Source organism: Paenibacillus sp. 2TAB26 (genome assembly GCF_052115145.1).
Classification (GTDB): Bacteria; Bacillota; Bacilli; order Paenibacillales; family Paenibacillaceae; genus Pristimantibacillus.
In genome coordinates this window covers 200,412-217,082 of the sequence record NZ_JBFRGC010000004.1, presented here as the reverse complement: position 1 = coordinate 217,082, position 16,671 = coordinate 200,412, and the positions used below count along the sequence as shown (strand labels likewise).

Genomic DNA, 16,671 nt, shown 5'->3' with positions numbered 1-16,671 from the left:
TTGTTATTCACAAACTCTACTCATTGTACAGGAGACTCTATTTGTTGTAAATGTATGGAAAGCACTAGTTTTGTCGAATTTTCAAGCCTTTTACAAGCAGACATTACGACTGTTTTGTTTGAATTTCCACTTGCTTTGTTTCACGACGCCAATTGATTTTCCAATCATAATAATTTGCAATGTCTCGCAACGCAATCATATGCACCTCAGTACCGGATTTCTCGGAGAAATGGATGCCAGGAACCTCTTTCTCATCAATAAACAGCTTAGCAGAATGATCGCCCTTCAACTTACGGAAAAGCTCTTCTTCGGTTTCACCTGCTCTTGCCCCATTGATTCGGAAACTATTGTGATGCAACTTAGAGTTAATGCCTTCTTTCGTCGTAAACGTAATAGGTATACCTACCGCTTTTGTCAGCTCCAAAACAGCTTCATTATGAGCACCATATGGAAACGCAAGTGCACTCACCTTATTGCCGAGTTCACTCTTCAGCCGCTCCTCAGCCCTAAGCAAATCTTTTTTCAACCGTTCAACGTACTCCGCCTTTGTTTCCAACTTTTTCTTTTGTTTATCATAATTAAGCTTGGACATGACAGGCGCTTCATTACCGTGTTCGTTCACTGCTCCATAACGATGCATATCAAAGGTGTGGCTCATAAAGCTCATTCCCACTTGCTGCATTTCCCTCATCTGATCCCAAGTCAGCTTTGGTGTTCCCGGCTTCGTACGGTCATCGATCGTCGAGACGATTACAAAGTTGACAGCAGGATAACCGTATTCCTTCAGAATCGGATAAGCAAGCTTATAAAAGCTTTCATAGCCGTCATCAAATGTAATCAACAGCGCATTGTCCGGCACATGGCCTTTTCCTTGCATGAAGTTAATATATTGTTCAATAGTAATAACTTGAAAGCCGTTTTGCTTCACAAGCTGCATTTGTTTTTTAAATCGCTCCACAGCAATAATGCCATCAGACTGAGGTTTTATTGCGATATCATGATACATAAGAACGGCGACCTGCTCTGAATAATAAACACTCTTTTTACTAGAAGACATACTGAATAAATCAAACTGCTTGTCAAACGCTTGCTCCAAATATTGCGCCGACACCATCAAGCGGTCGTTTTGAATCATAGCAGGTGCTTGGCCCTCTAGCTTTGTACCATTTACTATCAATTGAACGCTGTTTACCTTGTTCTCATTTGAACATCCTGTCAGCAGCCATCCAACCATCATAGCGACAGCAATGACGATTGCTAGCGCTGCTTTTTTCTTTTGATCCATTATGATTTCCCCCTCAACTACCCAACTAATGGATAGTGTAGAGGAGAAATCTTATCGACTGCGTTTATAGCCGCTTAACATATGCTTAAAGAAATCTTAAGTTTCAAGATGCGCCAACGGGAAGCTCATCTCGAATATCGTTTCCTTAGTGGAACTGCTAACCGATATTCGTCCATTTTGCGCTTCGATAATACTTTTGGTAATCGCGAGTCCAAGCCCCGTTCCTCCAGACCCCGATTCAGAAGATCGTGATCGGTCAACACGGTAGAAGCGGTCAAAAATAAAAGGAACATCTTGTGCCGGAATTTGCTCGCCGTAATTAATAACTCGAATGACAGCTCGATCTTCTATATTCTCGATCTGCAAATCGATAATTTTGCCTGAGCTGCCATATTGAATGGCGTTCGTCATTAAATTATCGAAGGCGCGCGCCAGCATATTCCCGTCCGCCATAATGAACAATGTGTTTTCCTTTGTTTGAATATTGCAGGTCATCTTGGCCTTCTCTAGGCTTGGAACGAACTCCTCCGTAAGCTGAAGTGCGAAGCCGACAATGTCTAGTTCATCAAGCTCCAGCGGCATGCCGTTGTTTAGCTTTGTGTATTCAAACAGATCATCGATTAATCGTTTCAGATGCTTCGATTTCTCATAGGCGATGTTAACGAAATATCGGAGCTCTACCTCATCCTGATACCGATCCTGATCGATCAGTTCAAGGAAACCTAAAATGGACGTAAGCGGTGTACGCAGATCATGAGATACACCGGTAATTAAATCATTTTTTGATTTCTCGGCATTTCGCTCATCCTGCAGCAGCTGATTGAATTGCTGGCCTAATCCATTTATGCTGCTTGCTATTTCTCCAAGCTCATCCGACGCTTTGACAGGAATAACATAATCAAGCTCCCCAGCACCCAGCTGCTGCAGGCCAAATCGGATTTCCTTCAAATAGTTAATCATGTTCCTGCTTGTCCAGAAAAATAACGCTAGAAAAAGCAGACATCCAAAAATAGCAATGACAGGGGCAGAACCAATATTGTTTACGATCCAAATTAATGTACGATTATACGATGTGTATTGTATAAGAAAATAGGCAAGCAAATGTCCTGCAATGACGCAGCATAACATAAGACCTAAGCTTTGTAAGAAAGCAATGATAAAGGATAAGCGAATGGTACGGAAAAACTTATAGCCCTTCTGATTATCACTCGCTCCACGCTGGTCAAGCTTCCTGTAGCATATTACAAAAATCAATAAACCCGCAGCAGCTGCGATTGGCGTTGATCCGATGTTCTCAATTGCCCATATAATTGTCTTGTCGTATGGCTTTATATCTAACATAAACCACAGCAACATCCAGCCAATCACAGCAAACAGCACCGCTGCTCCTAAACTTGCTGCAGCTGCCTTTAAGTTGAATTTGTTCTTTTTCTTCATCATTTCAGCACCTTCATTTGCGAGGTTTGCATCTAAATAGGCAGGTGGAAGACGAGGTTCACACGATGCCTATAGCGCATCCATTTTATAGCCTATTCCCCAAACGGTTTTGATAAATCTCGGATTTTGGGCGTCCTTCTCAATTTTCTCTCTAATTTTACGGATGTGAACCATAACGGTGTTTTTGGATTCCATAAAAGGCTCGTTCCAAGCGCTCTCATATATTTTGTCCATACTGAGGACGATACCACGATTGACTGCCAGCAGGGTAAGAATAGAAAATTCACGAGGCGTTAGTTTAATTTCCTGCCGATCAACGGTTACCGTATGCGTAGCTGTATTTATAATGAGATCATCAATGATGATCTCATTGTCATTATGACTCGCTTTCGAATGAAATTGCTTCGCTCTGCGGATATGCGATTTGACGCTGGCGAGCAGTACCAGCGGGCTAAATGGCTTCGTGACATATTCGTCCGCACCAAGGCTAAGTCCCGATATTTTATCAATATCCTGAGATTTGGCGGACAGCATAATAATCGGAATATGGTTTTGCTCGCGAATTTTCATGCATGCTTCAAGCCCGTCCATAACAGGCATCATCACATCAAGTATAATAAGATCCACCTTATGCGTATTAAGCTTCTCCAGCGCTTCAAGCCCATTGGATGCCTTCAGCATCGTAAATCCTTCATTTTTAAAATAAATCTCCATTAGGCTTAATATTTCCTTCTCATCATCTACCATAAGTATCGTTTCTCTATTCATATCTCTGTACTCCCTCCTGCGGTGTGCTTCTCATTAAATATAACATGATCTGTATCCATTGGTTCATTTATGTATGTTACAGTGTGGCGCCGCAAATAAAAAAAGGAGCAGACTTCGCTTGAAGGCGTAAGCAAGCTCCCCTTTATGATTGATTTCTTACTCCGTTTTGGACGATGCTTCGCTGTTTTCACCAGCAGCTGCGTCATCCGGCCGTGCAGCATCTTCTTTAGCAAGCATTTCTTGGCCTTTAACCTGCAATATACTAAGTGCAGAGTTTAAATCCTGTGTGTCTTCCTTCACCTTTTTCATCTCTTCCTTAACCGCCGTTGTGAATTCCCCATAGAAGTTGTCAGGCAGCTTGTCAAAATTTTTGTAGCCATTAAAAGCACTTGGCTTTAACTCATAGAATGCACCATAATTATGCCCTTCAACATCCGTAATATATTTCGTGCGAACCGGCAAACCATTGTAATTGTTCGACTTTGATTTTACTCTTGCATAATCATCGCTTGTCACATACTTGAGAAAATCCCATGCGACGTCCTTGTTTGGAGAGTCTGCTCGAATTGCAAACAGATTATTAAATGACATCAGATTTGATTCATCTGGACTTTGCTGTCCGATTGGTGCTGTCACAATGTCCCAGTTTTTTACGATCTTATCTTTTAGGCTTGGATAGTCGCTTGCCTGCTTGATTTGGTTCGTGTAACCAACGTCTTGAATCGTCATCGCCAAACGGCCGGACAGGAAAGGATCTGATAACAGGTAATCCTCATAGGACTGTGACATCGCTCCCGCTTGGCTGCTCATACTTTCAAAATAAAGCGCGTTTGATTCTATTGCATCCAGCGCCTGCTGAAATGCATTTTTCCACGAATCCGTATGTATGGTCATTTGCTTTTGCCCAGCATTCACATAGCTAACTTTTTCAGACTCTGCCAGCATAATGGCCAAATCAAACAGCTCCTCGCGATATCCCATCTTCAAACCGTATACCCGCTCCTTCCTATCACCGCCCGTAGGGAAACGCCTCGCCAATTGTATCGTTTCATTCCAGCTCATTCGACTTCGCGGAAGCTCAATTTTGTATTTTTCAAATAAATCCTTGTTGTAGTAAATAACCTGGCTGTAGAAGCTAGGCGCTAAACCGTATACTTTTCCGCCGCCCTGCTCTTTTAAATAGTCAAGCATACCGGGAATCAATCCCTCGGTTTCGTACTTTTCCTTTTCCATAACAGCATCGAGATCATAAAGCTTGCCTTCTTGTGACAGCTTTTGGTACCTCTCTGCATCCAGCATTAAAATATCAGGCTGTTTTTCTTCTATAAATTTGTTAAACGCAGTATCGTAGTCTGTATTTTCTTCACTATACATCGACTGATTGCTGACGACTTCAATTTCAACATTCGGATATAATGCCGAGAACACCATACCATAATCTTGAAAGAACATGCCTTCATCGTAATACATGACCTTCAGTGACGACTGCTTCATTTTATTACTATCCTTATTGTCCCCTCCAAAGCTGCAGCCAGTTGCCACTAATGCCAAAACAACGACTGATAAAACAAACCTTGACCTTACTTTCATCTCTCGTTTCTCTCCCTCTCCACATATCCCTAATATGTATCCATATCCTACTGATATATAGTCTAGAGGAAAAAACTTACTAATTCTCTCTGCTATTTCTTAACATTAGCTTAATGAATGCTTAAGTTTTTCAAAGTTTTCGAAGCAGTGCGGGAGCTCTAACGAAAAAAAGGACACATCCCCCTATAAGGGCTGTGTCCTTTCTTCCATGATAACTTATGATTATACCGCTTTTTTGTAAAATGGCTTTAAAACAATCCCGAGTATTTTGCGGAGCGGCCCTGGGAACGAGCGCACATCCTCTGGTGTAATAACGCGAAGCGCAGCGAGCAATATGAGATAAAGTGAGCCTACAACAATAGATGCAACAGCTGCTGCCAAGAAATAGGAAAGCTTATCTGCCCATGCTCCCGTAATAGCCAGCACCCCGTACTCAGCTCCCCAGCCTGCGAGGGCAGGTACAGCAATTGCGATCAAATAGGCAATCCATTTGCCGCCTAGCACGTTCAAGTTAACGTCCTTGTTAATGCTTCTTAAATTCAAATACGTAATGACAACGAAACAAATCGTAGATCCAATAATAAATCCGTATACGCCAAGCAAAGGAGCAAGCGCCAGACTGAACACCACTTTAAGCGCCAAACCAATAAACGTATGGTTCATCGGCAGCTTAGGCTTGTTGAGTCCGTATAGGATCGAATTAGAAATCATCATTGTAATTTGGAAGATCGCTCCGGCTGTAAGCATCGCTACCGTCCCGCTTCCGCTTGGAGTCGTAAATAACAGTCCAGTTACGGAATAAGAGGCTACTGCCAGCAGCAGCGCAACCGGTACGCCTGTAAACAACACAATCCGCATGACGAGCGAGGATTGACGCTGCACTTCCTTCATATTATTCAAGGCAAATGCCGAGGAAATGATTGGAATAATCGAAGCGCCAAGCGCAATCGCAAGAATCGGAGGTATGCCCGCTATCCCCATCGCCTTCGTGGAGTAATCCGCCAACGCTTTTGTTGCAGAATTTTCATTATAAAAGGATTCCGTCAATCGCATAAATATCGTTATATCAAAAAAGTACAATAGCTGTACCGTCATAGCCGTTACGACAGCAGGAATGGAAGTGCCGAATATTTCTTTATAAATAGTCCGATAAGGCAGGTTGGAGCTTGTCTTTACCGACTTATCCTTCACACTTATAGCGGATTTGGCATGCTCCGATTGATCTTGTTTTTTCAGCTTCCGCCAAAACCACATCATAACCGAAAATGCACCAATACTTCCGAGTACAGAACCAAACGCAATAGCTGCAGCGCCGTACTTATCTCCCCAGCCCCAGCCGAGTACGATCAGGGCTAGTCCAATTCCACCGATGAGCCGCAAAATTTGTTCCATGATTTGAGAAATACCGCCTGCGGACATGATCTGCCGTCCTTGGAAGTAACCTCGCATCATCGCAATAATAGGAAATAGCAGCAGCGCAGGCGCTATAGCTTGCAGCGATAAAGCTGCATCCGGCACCTTCGAGAACCGTTCATAAGCTGGTGCAAAAACAAACATCGCAGTGGCAAGCAATATCCCTGTCACTGCTCCAAACATTAATGCCGCTCGATAAATTCGCTTGGCTTCATCGGGGCGGCCAAGCGCATAGCGCTGAGAAATCATTTTACTAATCGATAGCGGTATGCCGCCCGTCGCAATCGTTAGCAGTAATAAGTAAATCGTATTCGCTGAGTTGAATGCCGCCTGTCCGGCAGCTCCCAGCATATATTCGAGCGGAATCCGCTGGAACAAGCCGAGAAACCGGACGACCAGCGCTGCGGCTGCCAGTATAATTGTGCCTTTAATTAATGAGTCTTTTTTTAGCATAATGGTCTGTCAAAGTCTCCCTATCCTTTATTTCCAATGGGCTCCAGCGGCTGATGATTGCCGCGTACGGGCACTGCTGCATGAGATGGAGAAGCCCAACGCACACCATTTTGAATCACTTGCAGCACTTGCGGGTTATAGTAAGTTGGATAAGTCTCATGCCCCGGACGGAAGTAAAAGATTTTACCTTGGCCGCGGTTAAAGGTACAGCCGCTGCGGAACACCTCGCCGCCTTCAAACCAGCTCACAAAAACAAGCTCATCCGGCGCTGGGATATCAAAATGCTCACCATACATTTCCTCATGCTCCAGCGTAATGTATTCCGGCAAGCCGGCTGCTATCGGATGCGCTGGATTTACGACCCAAATTCTTTCCTTCTCGCCCACTTCACGCCATTTGAGATCACAGCCTGTGCCCATCAGCTTTTTGAAAATTTTTGAGAAGTGACCCGAGTGCAGCACGATTAAGCCCATACCTGCGAGTACGCGCTGTTGAACACGATCTACAATGGCGTCATCCACCTGGTCATGCCCCATATGTCCCCACCATACTAGAACATCCGTATTGGCTAGACGCTCTTCTGTAAGGCCATGCTCCGGCTCCTCAAGCGTTGATGTCGCTACTTCGATATCTCCACTTGCGATCCCTTTGGCTAAAGCTTGATGAATGCCATCTGGATATATTTTTTTGACTTCCTCATGAATCTTCTCATGCAAAAACTCATTCCATACGGTTACTTTAATCATTGAGCTATCCACCTTTTATTCATTTCATTAAAAGACGAGCCATAGGACAAACACCAAGATCATCGCCAGCTGCAAAATTACCTTCACGACTACGCTTGAAAACAATCCTACAACTGAACCTAAACCAACCTTGAGCGATTTGTCAAAACGTGTTCCGATAATCATCTCACCAATGACGGCACCCACAAAAGGACCGATAATAAGGCCAAGTGCTGGGATAACGAAAGGACCAAAGATAAGACCAATTGTACTGCCGATCACTGAGGCTCGCGAGCCTCCAAATCGTTTGACGCCCCAGGCGCTAACCGCATAATCGGCGACAAACAGCACGATTAAAGTTACCGTCTGAATGAACCAGAACCAAAAACCAAATTCACTAAACGAGAAAAATAAGCCATAAACAAAAAATGCGCCATAAATGGCAAGAGCTCCCGGAAGAATCGGATAAATAGCTCCTGCCATCCCTACTACAAATAATAGAATAACTAATGTCCAGCCTAAAATATCCATACGTTTCTCATCCCTTCAGAAGGTAACGTCTAATCACTTCTGCAACTCCATGCTCAGTATTCGTAAAAGTAATGAAGTCTGCAGCTTCCTTGACCGATTCCTGCGCATTGCCCATCGCTACGCCTAAGCCGGCTTCGCGAATCGCCGCAATATCGTTCAAGCTATCGCCAACAGCAATGACTTGCGACATCTCGATGTTAAGCAAGCCGCAAAGCTCTTGAAGTGCGCTTGCCTTTGAAACGCCGAGCGGATTAAGCTCCAAATTAAATGGAGATGAATTCGTAATCTCAAGCGCTCCCCAGCTTTGTACTTCAGCCAGCAGCTTCTCTCGAGTGTTGTCATCCTCTGTGTAATAGCCGAATTTCAACCAGTGATGTGATGCATAATCATCAGCAGGCGTAATCCATTTCTCTTTATTGTAAATTTCATCAGCTGTATACGCCCAGAACCACGGCTCGCCATGTGCGAGAGCAAGCTCATGCAGCCTTTGCACGTAAACGTGACTTAGATGAGTACGTTTATGAAGCACATGCGGACGATGCCAAATCTCACTGCCGTTTACTGTGATCATAGGTGTTTCCAGCTTTAATTGCTCAGCGTAAGGCAATGCACTGCGAAAACCTCTGCCCGTTGAGAAGCTGACAATAACTCCAGCATCAAGTGCTTTTTGAATCCATTCTGCATTTTCTGTACTAATTTCACTCTGTTCATTTAGCAATGTTCCGTCCATATCAAGCGCAAGCAATTTATAATCTCCCAATATTGTGCCTCCTCGTAAATGCCGTATCGTTGTTGTACCTAACTAGTAAATTATTTTAGCACATTTACGACAGATTCCAAATGAAAGTCACTCTAAAAAACACGAATTCATCATACTTGCTCAGAAAAAAGGAGCAGCCTCCGCTAATTTGCGTAAGCATGCTCCCCATCTTTTAACTTACTCCGTTGTTTCAATGGTAGTAACAGATCCACTGCTTTCCGTAGTTCCAGCTCCTTCAGCACCTTCAGTAGGTACAGGATCTTCCTTCAACAGCATTTCTTGGCCTTTCACCTGCAAAATATCAAGCGCCGCATCGAGTTCCTGTTCCTTTTTCTTCACTTTTTCAAGCTCTTGGCTGGCTGCCCCTCTAAATTCTCCCCAGAAGCTTTGTGGCAGCTTGTCAAAATCCTTATAGCTATTAAATGTACTTGGCTTCAAATCATAAAATGCCGCAAAATTATGCCCTTCTGTATCCGTAATATATTTAGTGCGGACGGGCAAGCCATTATAATTGTTCGACTTCGACTTGACTCTTGCAAAGTCCTCACTCGTTACATAGCTAAGGAATTTCCACGCAGCGTCCTTACTTGGTGATTCCGAGCGAATGGAGAAAATGTTGTTGAAAGACATCATGCTTGATTGATCCGGATTTTGTTGTCCAACCGGAACCGTTACAATATCCCAGTTTTTCACGATCTTATCTTTTACTTTCTCATTCTCAGCCGCTTGCTTGATTTGATTGATGAAATTAATATCGCCCATCGTCATCGCCAATCGGCCCGCTATGAAGGGATCGCTTAACAAATAGTCCTCATAGGTTTGCGACATCGGTTCGTCGCCACCTTGATTACGCATGCTATCAAAATAAAGCGCGTTCGAATCCAATGCGTCAATCGCTTGCTTAAATGCATTTTTCCATGAATCTGTGTTTATCGTCATTTGTTTTTGCGAAGCATTCACATAATTAACGTTCTCTGAATTAGCAAGAATGCTTGCCATTTCAAATAAATCTTCGCTGTAGCCCATTTTCAGCCCGTATACGCGTTCCTTTTTGTCACCATCCGTAGGGAAGCGGCGTGCCAATTGTATCGTCTGGTCCCAGCTCATGCGATTGGTCGGCGGCTCGATTTGGTATTTCTCAAACAAATCCTTGTTGTAGAACATAACTTGACTATAAAAGCTTGGCGTCATGCCAAAAACCTGTCCGCCGCCATTTTCTCTCAAATAATCAAGCATGCCGGGAATCAAGCCCTCTGTATTATACTTTTCCTTCTCCATAACCGGATCAAGATCATAAAGCTTGCCGTCAAGTGCCATCTTTTTGTATTGATCGGTATCAAGCATCAATATATCTGGCTGCTCCTCCGTAATAAACTTGTCGAGTGCAGCATCCATATCCTTGTTTTCGCTTTGATACATTTTCCTATTTTCTACGACTTGAATTTCGATATTTGGATATAATGCCGAGAACACCATGCCATACTCCTGAAAGAAAGAACCTTCATCGTAATACATAATTTTCAGCGTTGACTGTTCATTTTCTTTTTGTTCGTTTTTGCCCCCAAAGCTGCAACCGGTTACCAATAATGTAAAAACAACTAGCGGTATGACGAATTTTGACAACACTTTCATGTTCAATTTTCTCTCCTCTTCAGTTTCCTCCTAATATGTACCAATTACATTACGTTTCTTTTTGGATAAAAGTTGCAGTTATACACCTTTTTTTGAAATAAATATGAAAAAAGCATCCATTTAGGATGCTTTTCGCAATTATTATGCTAACTTTCTTAGACGCAGTTTCTTGATTACAATGCCATGCGAGGGCGAGAACAAAAATGCGATAACGAACAATATTGCAGCTGCGCACACCATACAGCCAGCAATTGAAGCATCCAATAAAACAGCTGCACCATAGCCGATGAATGTACTAGCTACGCCGGCTGCTACACTCAAAACGATCATCAGGCCGAGCCGATCTGTCAGTAAATAAGCGGTAGATGCCGGGATAATCAGCAGTCCTACAACGAGTATCGCTCCTACACTTTCAAAGGAGCTTACAGTAGCCATCGAGACGAGACCCATTAATAAATAATGAAAGATAGCTACAGGTATGCCGATTGCAGCCGCAAGGGCAGGATCAAACGCGCATAACTTGAATTGTTTATAGAACAAAACGATAACTGACGTTATAATCAGCAGCGTTGTGCCGAGCAGCCAAACGGCTTTCGGGCCCATATTCACGCCGCCAAGCTCCCAAATATTCCAGTGCACATACGCAATCTCACCGTACAAAATCGCATCCTGGTCCAAATGCACCTGACGAGCGTACAAGCTTACGAGAACGACACCAATGGCGAATAATGCTGTAAAGACAACGCCGATCGAAGCATCGGATTGAATGCCGCTTTGCTGAAACATTTGAATAAGAAAGGTCGTCAGCAATCCGCATAATAGTGCTGCGAACATCATTAGCAGCGAATCGCGCGAGCCGCTGAGCAGAAACGCGATAACGATACCGGGCATGACGGAGTGGCTAATGGCATCGCCGATCATCGCCATTTTGCGCAAAACAAGAAATACACCTAGAATACCGCAGCAGCTTGCTACTAGAGCACCTGTAAGCAAGATCCAGAAGTCGCTCATAATGCCGCCTCCTTCTTCACTTTGCCCTCAAGCAGCATATCGGTGTCACGATTATAGCTTTGCTTCACTCTTTGGCGCACCAGTCTTTTGGCAAGCAATCCGCGCTGTGGACCAAATAGAATGGAAATGCAGAAGAGCAATGTTGCTGCCAGCACCGTAACAGGTCCCGTTGGCAAGTTAGACACCGATGCGCTAATCCAAGTGCCTGCCGCACCGCTAACTGCACCGAATATGCCTGACAATACAACCATGAGCCCAAGGCGATCCGTCCAGTATCTAGCCGATACGGCCGGTGTAATAAGCAGCGCAGCTACGAGTACGACACCTACCGCTTGAATGCCCGCTACTACAGCAACGACGATTAGAAGCATGAGCAGCTGCTCAAGAAAGGCTACGGGATAACCGATACCTCTAGCAAACCCGGGGTCAAAAGAAATAATTTTAAACTGTTTAAAGAGCAGCGTGCAAACCGTAATAAGAGACACACACACGACTGTCATCGTAATAACGTCAGATGCAATCATGGAAGCCGCCTGCCCAAACAAGAATTTATCCAATCCGGCTTGATTGCCATAGCTGCCATGCTGGATAAGTGTAAGCAATACGATACCTAGGCCAAAAAATCCTGACAAGACGATCCCCATCGCTGCATCCTGTTTAAGCTTAGAGTTTCGAGTAATATATCCAATACCGAATGTTGCGATAAGACCAGATATGCCTGCTCCTATGAGAAACAGTCCAATCGATTTAACGCCAGTGAGCATGAATGCAATGCATATGCCTGGCAATGCCGCATGGGCTAACGTATCGCCCATTAAGCTTTGTTTCCGAAGATACGAGAAGCAGCCGATCACTCCACTGCTTAAACCAAGCAGTGTACAGCCTAGAAAAATCCATTGCATATTCGGATCGGTCAGCATCAACCATATTCTATCCATGAATTACTCACCCTTTCCGTCAAAACGTGACGGAGACTGCATGCTGCGATCAAGAAACGCCAGTCTGCCGCCGTAAGTACGCTGTAATTTCTCCTGCGTAAAGGTTTGCTCTGTTTTGCCGAATGCTTGAAGCTCTACATTCAGAAGCAGTACCGAGTCAAAATAATCTTGCACAGTCGCTAGATCATGATGGACAACGATGACCGTTTTCCCTTGCAGCTTCAGCTCCTGCAGCAATGTGATAATGGCTTTCTCTGTCGCCGCATCCACGCCTGCAAATGGTTCATCCATAAAGTACAGCTTCGCGTCCTGCGCCAGTGCACGCGCTAGAAACACGCGCTGCTGCTGTCCGCCAGAGAGCTGACTGATTTGCCTGCCCGCATAATCGGCCATGCCAACCTTGTTCAGGCACTCCAGCGCAATCGCCTTATCCTTCGCGCTTGGGCGGCGGAACCAGCCTAAATGACCATAACGGCCCATAAGTACAACATCAAGCGCATTCGTTGGAAAATCCCAATCCACCGATTCTCGCTGCGGGACATAACCGATCATTTTCCGCTGCTGCTTATAAGATTTGCCGTATACTAACACTTCTCCGCCAATACTCGGTATGAGGCCAAGAGCCGCTTTCATCAGCGTCGACTTACCTGCACCATTGGGTCCGATTACCCCGACGAGCTCACCCTCGCTTACTTCAAACGATACGTTCCGAAGCACTGGCTTCTTCTGATAAGCAACGCTTAGTCCCTTAATCGTAAGCGGTGCAATTTGTTTCGTATTTTGTTTGGCTGCTGTTGTAGATTGGTTCATTTTTATCACTCACTTTCCTTGCCTTTTTATGTGCTATTTCAAAGCGGCTACAATCGTATCCACGTTATGCTTCACCATTCCGATATAAGTGCCTTCAAACGTACCGGCATCTCCCATTGCGTCGGAGTAAAGCTCGCCGCCAATTTTCACCTCATGGCCTAAGCTTCTTGCCCCTTCTATGACCGATTCAATTGATTTTTTCGGAACGCTGGATTCGATAAAAACAGCTTTTATTTTTTTCTCAACTAAGTAGTCGCGCAGCTTGCTAACATCCTTTGAGCCGTACTCCGACATCGTATTCATCCCTTGCAAACCCGTGACAGTTAGACCATACGCTTCCCCAAAATATCCAAATGCATCGTGTGCTGTTACTAAAATGCGATCTGCCTCTGGAATAAGTGCAATTTGCTCTCTCGCATAATTGTCCAGCTCCTCCAGCTGCTTGATGTAGGCTGCTGCATGCTCTTTGTAGTACTCCGCATGGACCGCATCCTTCTCCATCAGCGTGTCGCGGATCACCTCCGTTGTTGAAATCCAAAGCTTCACATTGAACCAAATATGCGGATCATGCATGCCAGCCCCTTGCCCTGGGGCAGAGTGCAGCTGATCTTCCGTCAAATATTTGGAGACGGCTACCGTCGGCTTGCGCTTCTCCAATTTCTCGAACATCTCGGCCATCTTGCCCTCTAAGTGCAAGCCGTTATAAAAAATAATGTCCGCATTATCCAGCTTCCGCACGTCTCCTTGAGATGCCTTGTATAGATGGGGGTCAATCCCTGCCCCCATCAATCCGCTAACATCGACATACTCGCCGCCTACCTGCTGCACTACGTCCGTGATCATTCCTGTTGTTGTCGTAATTTTCAATTTCCCATCGCTCGTTCCTTGCTGCCCGCAAGCTGAGGTTACCATTGCCGTCATCGCCAAAAAAGCGATAACCATAATAAATCTCCGAAGAGCAGAATTTGTTTTGTACGTTTTACGCATTGTGCTACCTCCTCCATCCCTGTCATTTTTTATATGCTCTAAAGTTTGCCCTTATGAATCTTAGTTTACCTAATGCCTTTTTTTTAATAATACACAAAAATGTTTCACTCGTGCAACATTTATTTTGAAATGGGCGATTTGCACAGCAAAAAAGGCAGATCGGAGTTGATGCTCCGACCTGCCTTTTTGATGTTTTTAGACCACTATTCGTTTGTTCCTGTTCCTGTATCAGTTCCTGCATTAGCATCATCCGCTGTATGATTAGCCGTGTTGCCAGCAGCATCATTTGTAGCTGGCGCCTTCTTTTTCGGCACACCGTACAAACCAATTTCCTCGTCATAAGCATCAAAAATCTTACGAGCGATTGGAGAGGCGCCGTAACCCCCGAATCCGCCATCAGGTACTACAACGGCTACAGCAAGCTTCGGCTTATCAGCAGGCGCATAGGCGATAAATACCGCATTTTCTGCAGTCCGGCCTTTTACTTGTTGCTCTGACGTACCTGTCTTACGGTTATAGGTGTAATCCACACCTTCAAAGCCTTGTGAGCTAACCTTCGACATACCTAGCTCAATTTCTTTCCAATATTCAATCGGATAATTTACTTCATTCAAAATAACAGGCGTATAGCCTTGAATAATATTTCCGTCTGCATCCTTAATTTCGTTTACAAATTGCGGCTTCATTCGTTTGCCGCGATTGGCAAGCATTGCAGTATATTGCGCGAGCTGCAAGGTTGTATAACGCCCTTGCTGACCGAAGGAGGCTTGAACAAGCGCTGATTGCGAACTGGCATTTTTCGCCTCGTTAAAGTACTCTATAACGCCCTTCGTTTCGTTAGGCAAGCCGCTTTCCGTCAGGACGCCAAGACCAAATTGCTTCATGTATTCGTCCCAAATTTCCACGCCGCTCTTACCATTTTTCAGGTCTCTTCTATAAAGCCTATCCCCAATCATAGCTCCCATAAACGTATTGGAAGAATGTTGAATGGCTTGGGCGCCATCAATGTAGCCGAACTTTTTGCCTTGGGAGTTGCCGATATAAGTCTCATATCCTTTTCTACCATATGAGAACCTCCCAGTGTCCGGGTAGGTATCTGTCGTCTTAAACAATTTCTCATTCAGACCGACTAATACGGATAACGGCTTCATTGTCGAGCCGAGCGGCAGGATGGAAGATGGATGTTGATTGCGCTCTTCTTCGGAATACTTGCCATAGACTGTTCGAATCGTACCGTTCGATAAGATATTCTGGAAGTTCTCGTAATCCTCTTTGCTAATACGGCCGCCTGACCAAATATTTGGATCATAATCCGGCATACTCGCCATCGCCACGATTTTACCTGTATCAACTTCCATCGCTACTGCAAATCCGGTTTGTGCATATTTGGCACGCTCATATTTGTTTGTAGACGTTGATATTTTTTTGAGCTGATCCATAATTGCTGTTTCCGTCGTTAACTGCACGTTTTTGTTAATGGTTAAATAAAGATCCGACCCCTTCGTAGGGTTCGTTATTTCCATAGGCCCGATAATACGCTCCGCATTGTTAACGGGATAGGTTTTCAAACCATTTTTGCCGCGCAGCACGTCCTGATACATCCGCTCAAGACCGTCGAAGCCAACGTCCTCTTCATCCAAATATCTCAGCGTAGGATCTTCCTCTGTCGTCTTTTCCTTGTAGAAGTCTACGTTTTCGCGAACGGTATTAAACTTCTTCAAATACCCGACAAGCTGCACCGAAATCGAATCTTTATCATAGTTCCGAACGCTTTCCTCCATGATATCTACACCTTTGAACGACGTGCGATTTTCCATGAAATAAGCCACTTCTTTATTCGTGAGGCCGGATTTAATCCGCCGCGGAGTCGAGATATTATTCCGTTTAAAATCAAGATCCATCTGGCGAATAATATCGTCAACCGTCATCGCCTTGGCAGGATCGCCAAGCTCTGTAAATATGTCATAAAGCTTCTGCGCCATCTCTTTTGCACTTGCAGTCGCTTTCTCCAGCTTAAGCTCAGGCTGAATCGTGAAATAAATAGACTGGGTCGAAGTCGAATACGCAATTGCATGACCCGTAGCGTCGTAAATATTGCCCCTTATCGGCGGAATCTTCACGCTGCGTGTACTTTTGCCGATCCCTTCAGCACTTAGAGTCGGCCCTTCAACAAACTGTAAAATGGCTAGCCTTACAATCAAAACACTAAATAATGCGAACGTAATAAAGAAAAATAAGTTCAATCGAAACGAAAAATGACGTCGATTTATAATTTCCCGTTTCTGCGGATCATCTTGCATGTCTAATCACCTCATAACCTTCTCATTTTAA

General features: G+C 44.4%; 14 protein-coding genes. All 14 read right to left on the bottom strand.

The annotated features are described in order from the left end of the window. Positions 1 to 103: 103 nt before the first annotated feature. The gene (locus AB4Z50_RS05480) at positions 104 to 1,285 is read right to left on the bottom strand and encodes a polysaccharide deacetylase family protein (protein ID WP_441876645.1); all 1,182 of its coding nucleotides are present in this window, start codon (positions 1,283 to 1,285) and stop codon (positions 104 to 106) included. A gap of 96 nt (positions 1,286 to 1,381) precedes the next feature. Next, a complete protein-coding gene (locus tag AB4Z50_RS05475; protein WP_441876642.1) occupies positions 1,382 to 2,725 on the bottom strand; it encodes a sensor histidine kinase in 1,344 nt (447 codons plus the stop codon). 66 nt (positions 2,726 to 2,791) lie between these two features. Then, the gene (locus AB4Z50_RS05470; RefSeq protein ID WP_339204471.1) at positions 2,792 to 3,490 is read right to left on the bottom strand and encodes a response regulator transcription factor; all 699 of its coding nucleotides are present in this window, start codon (positions 3,488 to 3,490) and stop codon (positions 2,792 to 2,794) included. Positions 3,491 to 3,646: 156 nt separating this feature from the next. Beyond that, the gene (locus AB4Z50_RS05465; protein ID WP_441876637.1) at positions 3,647 to 5,080 is read right to left on the bottom strand and encodes an ABC transporter substrate-binding protein; all 1,434 of its coding nucleotides are present in this window, start codon (positions 5,078 to 5,080) and stop codon (positions 3,647 to 3,649) included. A 222-nt stretch (positions 5,081 to 5,302) separates the two neighbouring features. After that, a complete protein-coding gene (locus AB4Z50_RS05460; protein ID WP_441876634.1) occupies positions 5,303 to 6,946 on the bottom strand; it encodes a putative polysaccharide biosynthesis protein in 1,644 nt (547 codons plus the stop codon). 20 nt (positions 6,947 to 6,966) lie between these two features. After that, positions 6,967 to 7,692 (bottom strand): ThuA domain-containing protein, encoded by a 726-nt coding sequence (locus tag AB4Z50_RS05455; protein WP_441876631.1) that lies wholly within the window; start codon positions 7,690 to 7,692, stop codon positions 6,967 to 6,969. 27 nt (positions 7,693 to 7,719) lie between these two features. Next, positions 7,720 to 8,202, bottom strand: coding sequence for a DUF456 domain-containing protein (locus tag AB4Z50_RS05450; protein ID WP_441876628.1), 483 nt, complete (start codon positions 8,200 to 8,202; stop codon positions 7,720 to 7,722). A 7-nt stretch (positions 8,203 to 8,209) separates the two neighbouring features. Next, entirely contained in the window at positions 8,210 to 8,962 is a 753-nt protein-coding gene (locus tag AB4Z50_RS05445; protein WP_441876625.1) for a Cof-type HAD-IIB family hydrolase, read from the bottom strand. 177 nt (positions 8,963 to 9,139) lie between these two features. Then, positions 9,140 to 10,594, bottom strand: a complete 1,455-nt coding sequence (locus AB4Z50_RS05440; protein WP_441876622.1) for an ABC transporter substrate-binding protein — start codon at positions 10,592 to 10,594, stop codon at positions 9,140 to 9,142. Positions 10,595 to 10,735: 141 nt separating this feature from the next. After that, the gene (locus AB4Z50_RS05435) at positions 10,736 to 11,605 is read right to left on the bottom strand and encodes a metal ABC transporter permease (protein ID WP_441876619.1); all 870 of its coding nucleotides are present in this window, start codon (positions 11,603 to 11,605) and stop codon (positions 10,736 to 10,738) included. Next, positions 11,602 to 12,543, bottom strand: coding sequence for a metal ABC transporter permease (locus AB4Z50_RS05430; protein ID WP_441876616.1), 942 nt, complete (start codon positions 12,541 to 12,543; stop codon positions 11,602 to 11,604). Before AB4Z50_RS05430 ends, AB4Z50_RS05435 begins: the two co-directional genes overlap by 4 nt. 3 nt (positions 12,544 to 12,546) lie before the next feature. Next, positions 12,547 to 13,353, bottom strand: a complete 807-nt coding sequence (locus AB4Z50_RS05425) for a metal ABC transporter ATP-binding protein (RefSeq protein ID WP_339204480.1) — start codon at positions 13,351 to 13,353, stop codon at positions 12,547 to 12,549. Between the two features lie 33 nt (positions 13,354 to 13,386). Then, the gene (locus AB4Z50_RS05420) at positions 13,387 to 14,340 is read right to left on the bottom strand and encodes a metal ABC transporter solute-binding protein, Zn/Mn family (RefSeq protein ID WP_441876611.1); all 954 of its coding nucleotides are present in this window, start codon (positions 14,338 to 14,340) and stop codon (positions 13,387 to 13,389) included. A gap of 203 nt (positions 14,341 to 14,543) precedes the next feature. Further along, on the bottom strand, positions 14,544 to 16,640 hold the full coding sequence (locus tag AB4Z50_RS05415) for a peptidoglycan D,D-transpeptidase FtsI family protein (RefSeq protein WP_441876608.1): 2,097 nt from the start codon (positions 16,638 to 16,640) through the stop codon (positions 14,544 to 14,546). Between the last annotated feature and the right edge of the window lie 31 nt (positions 16,641 to 16,671).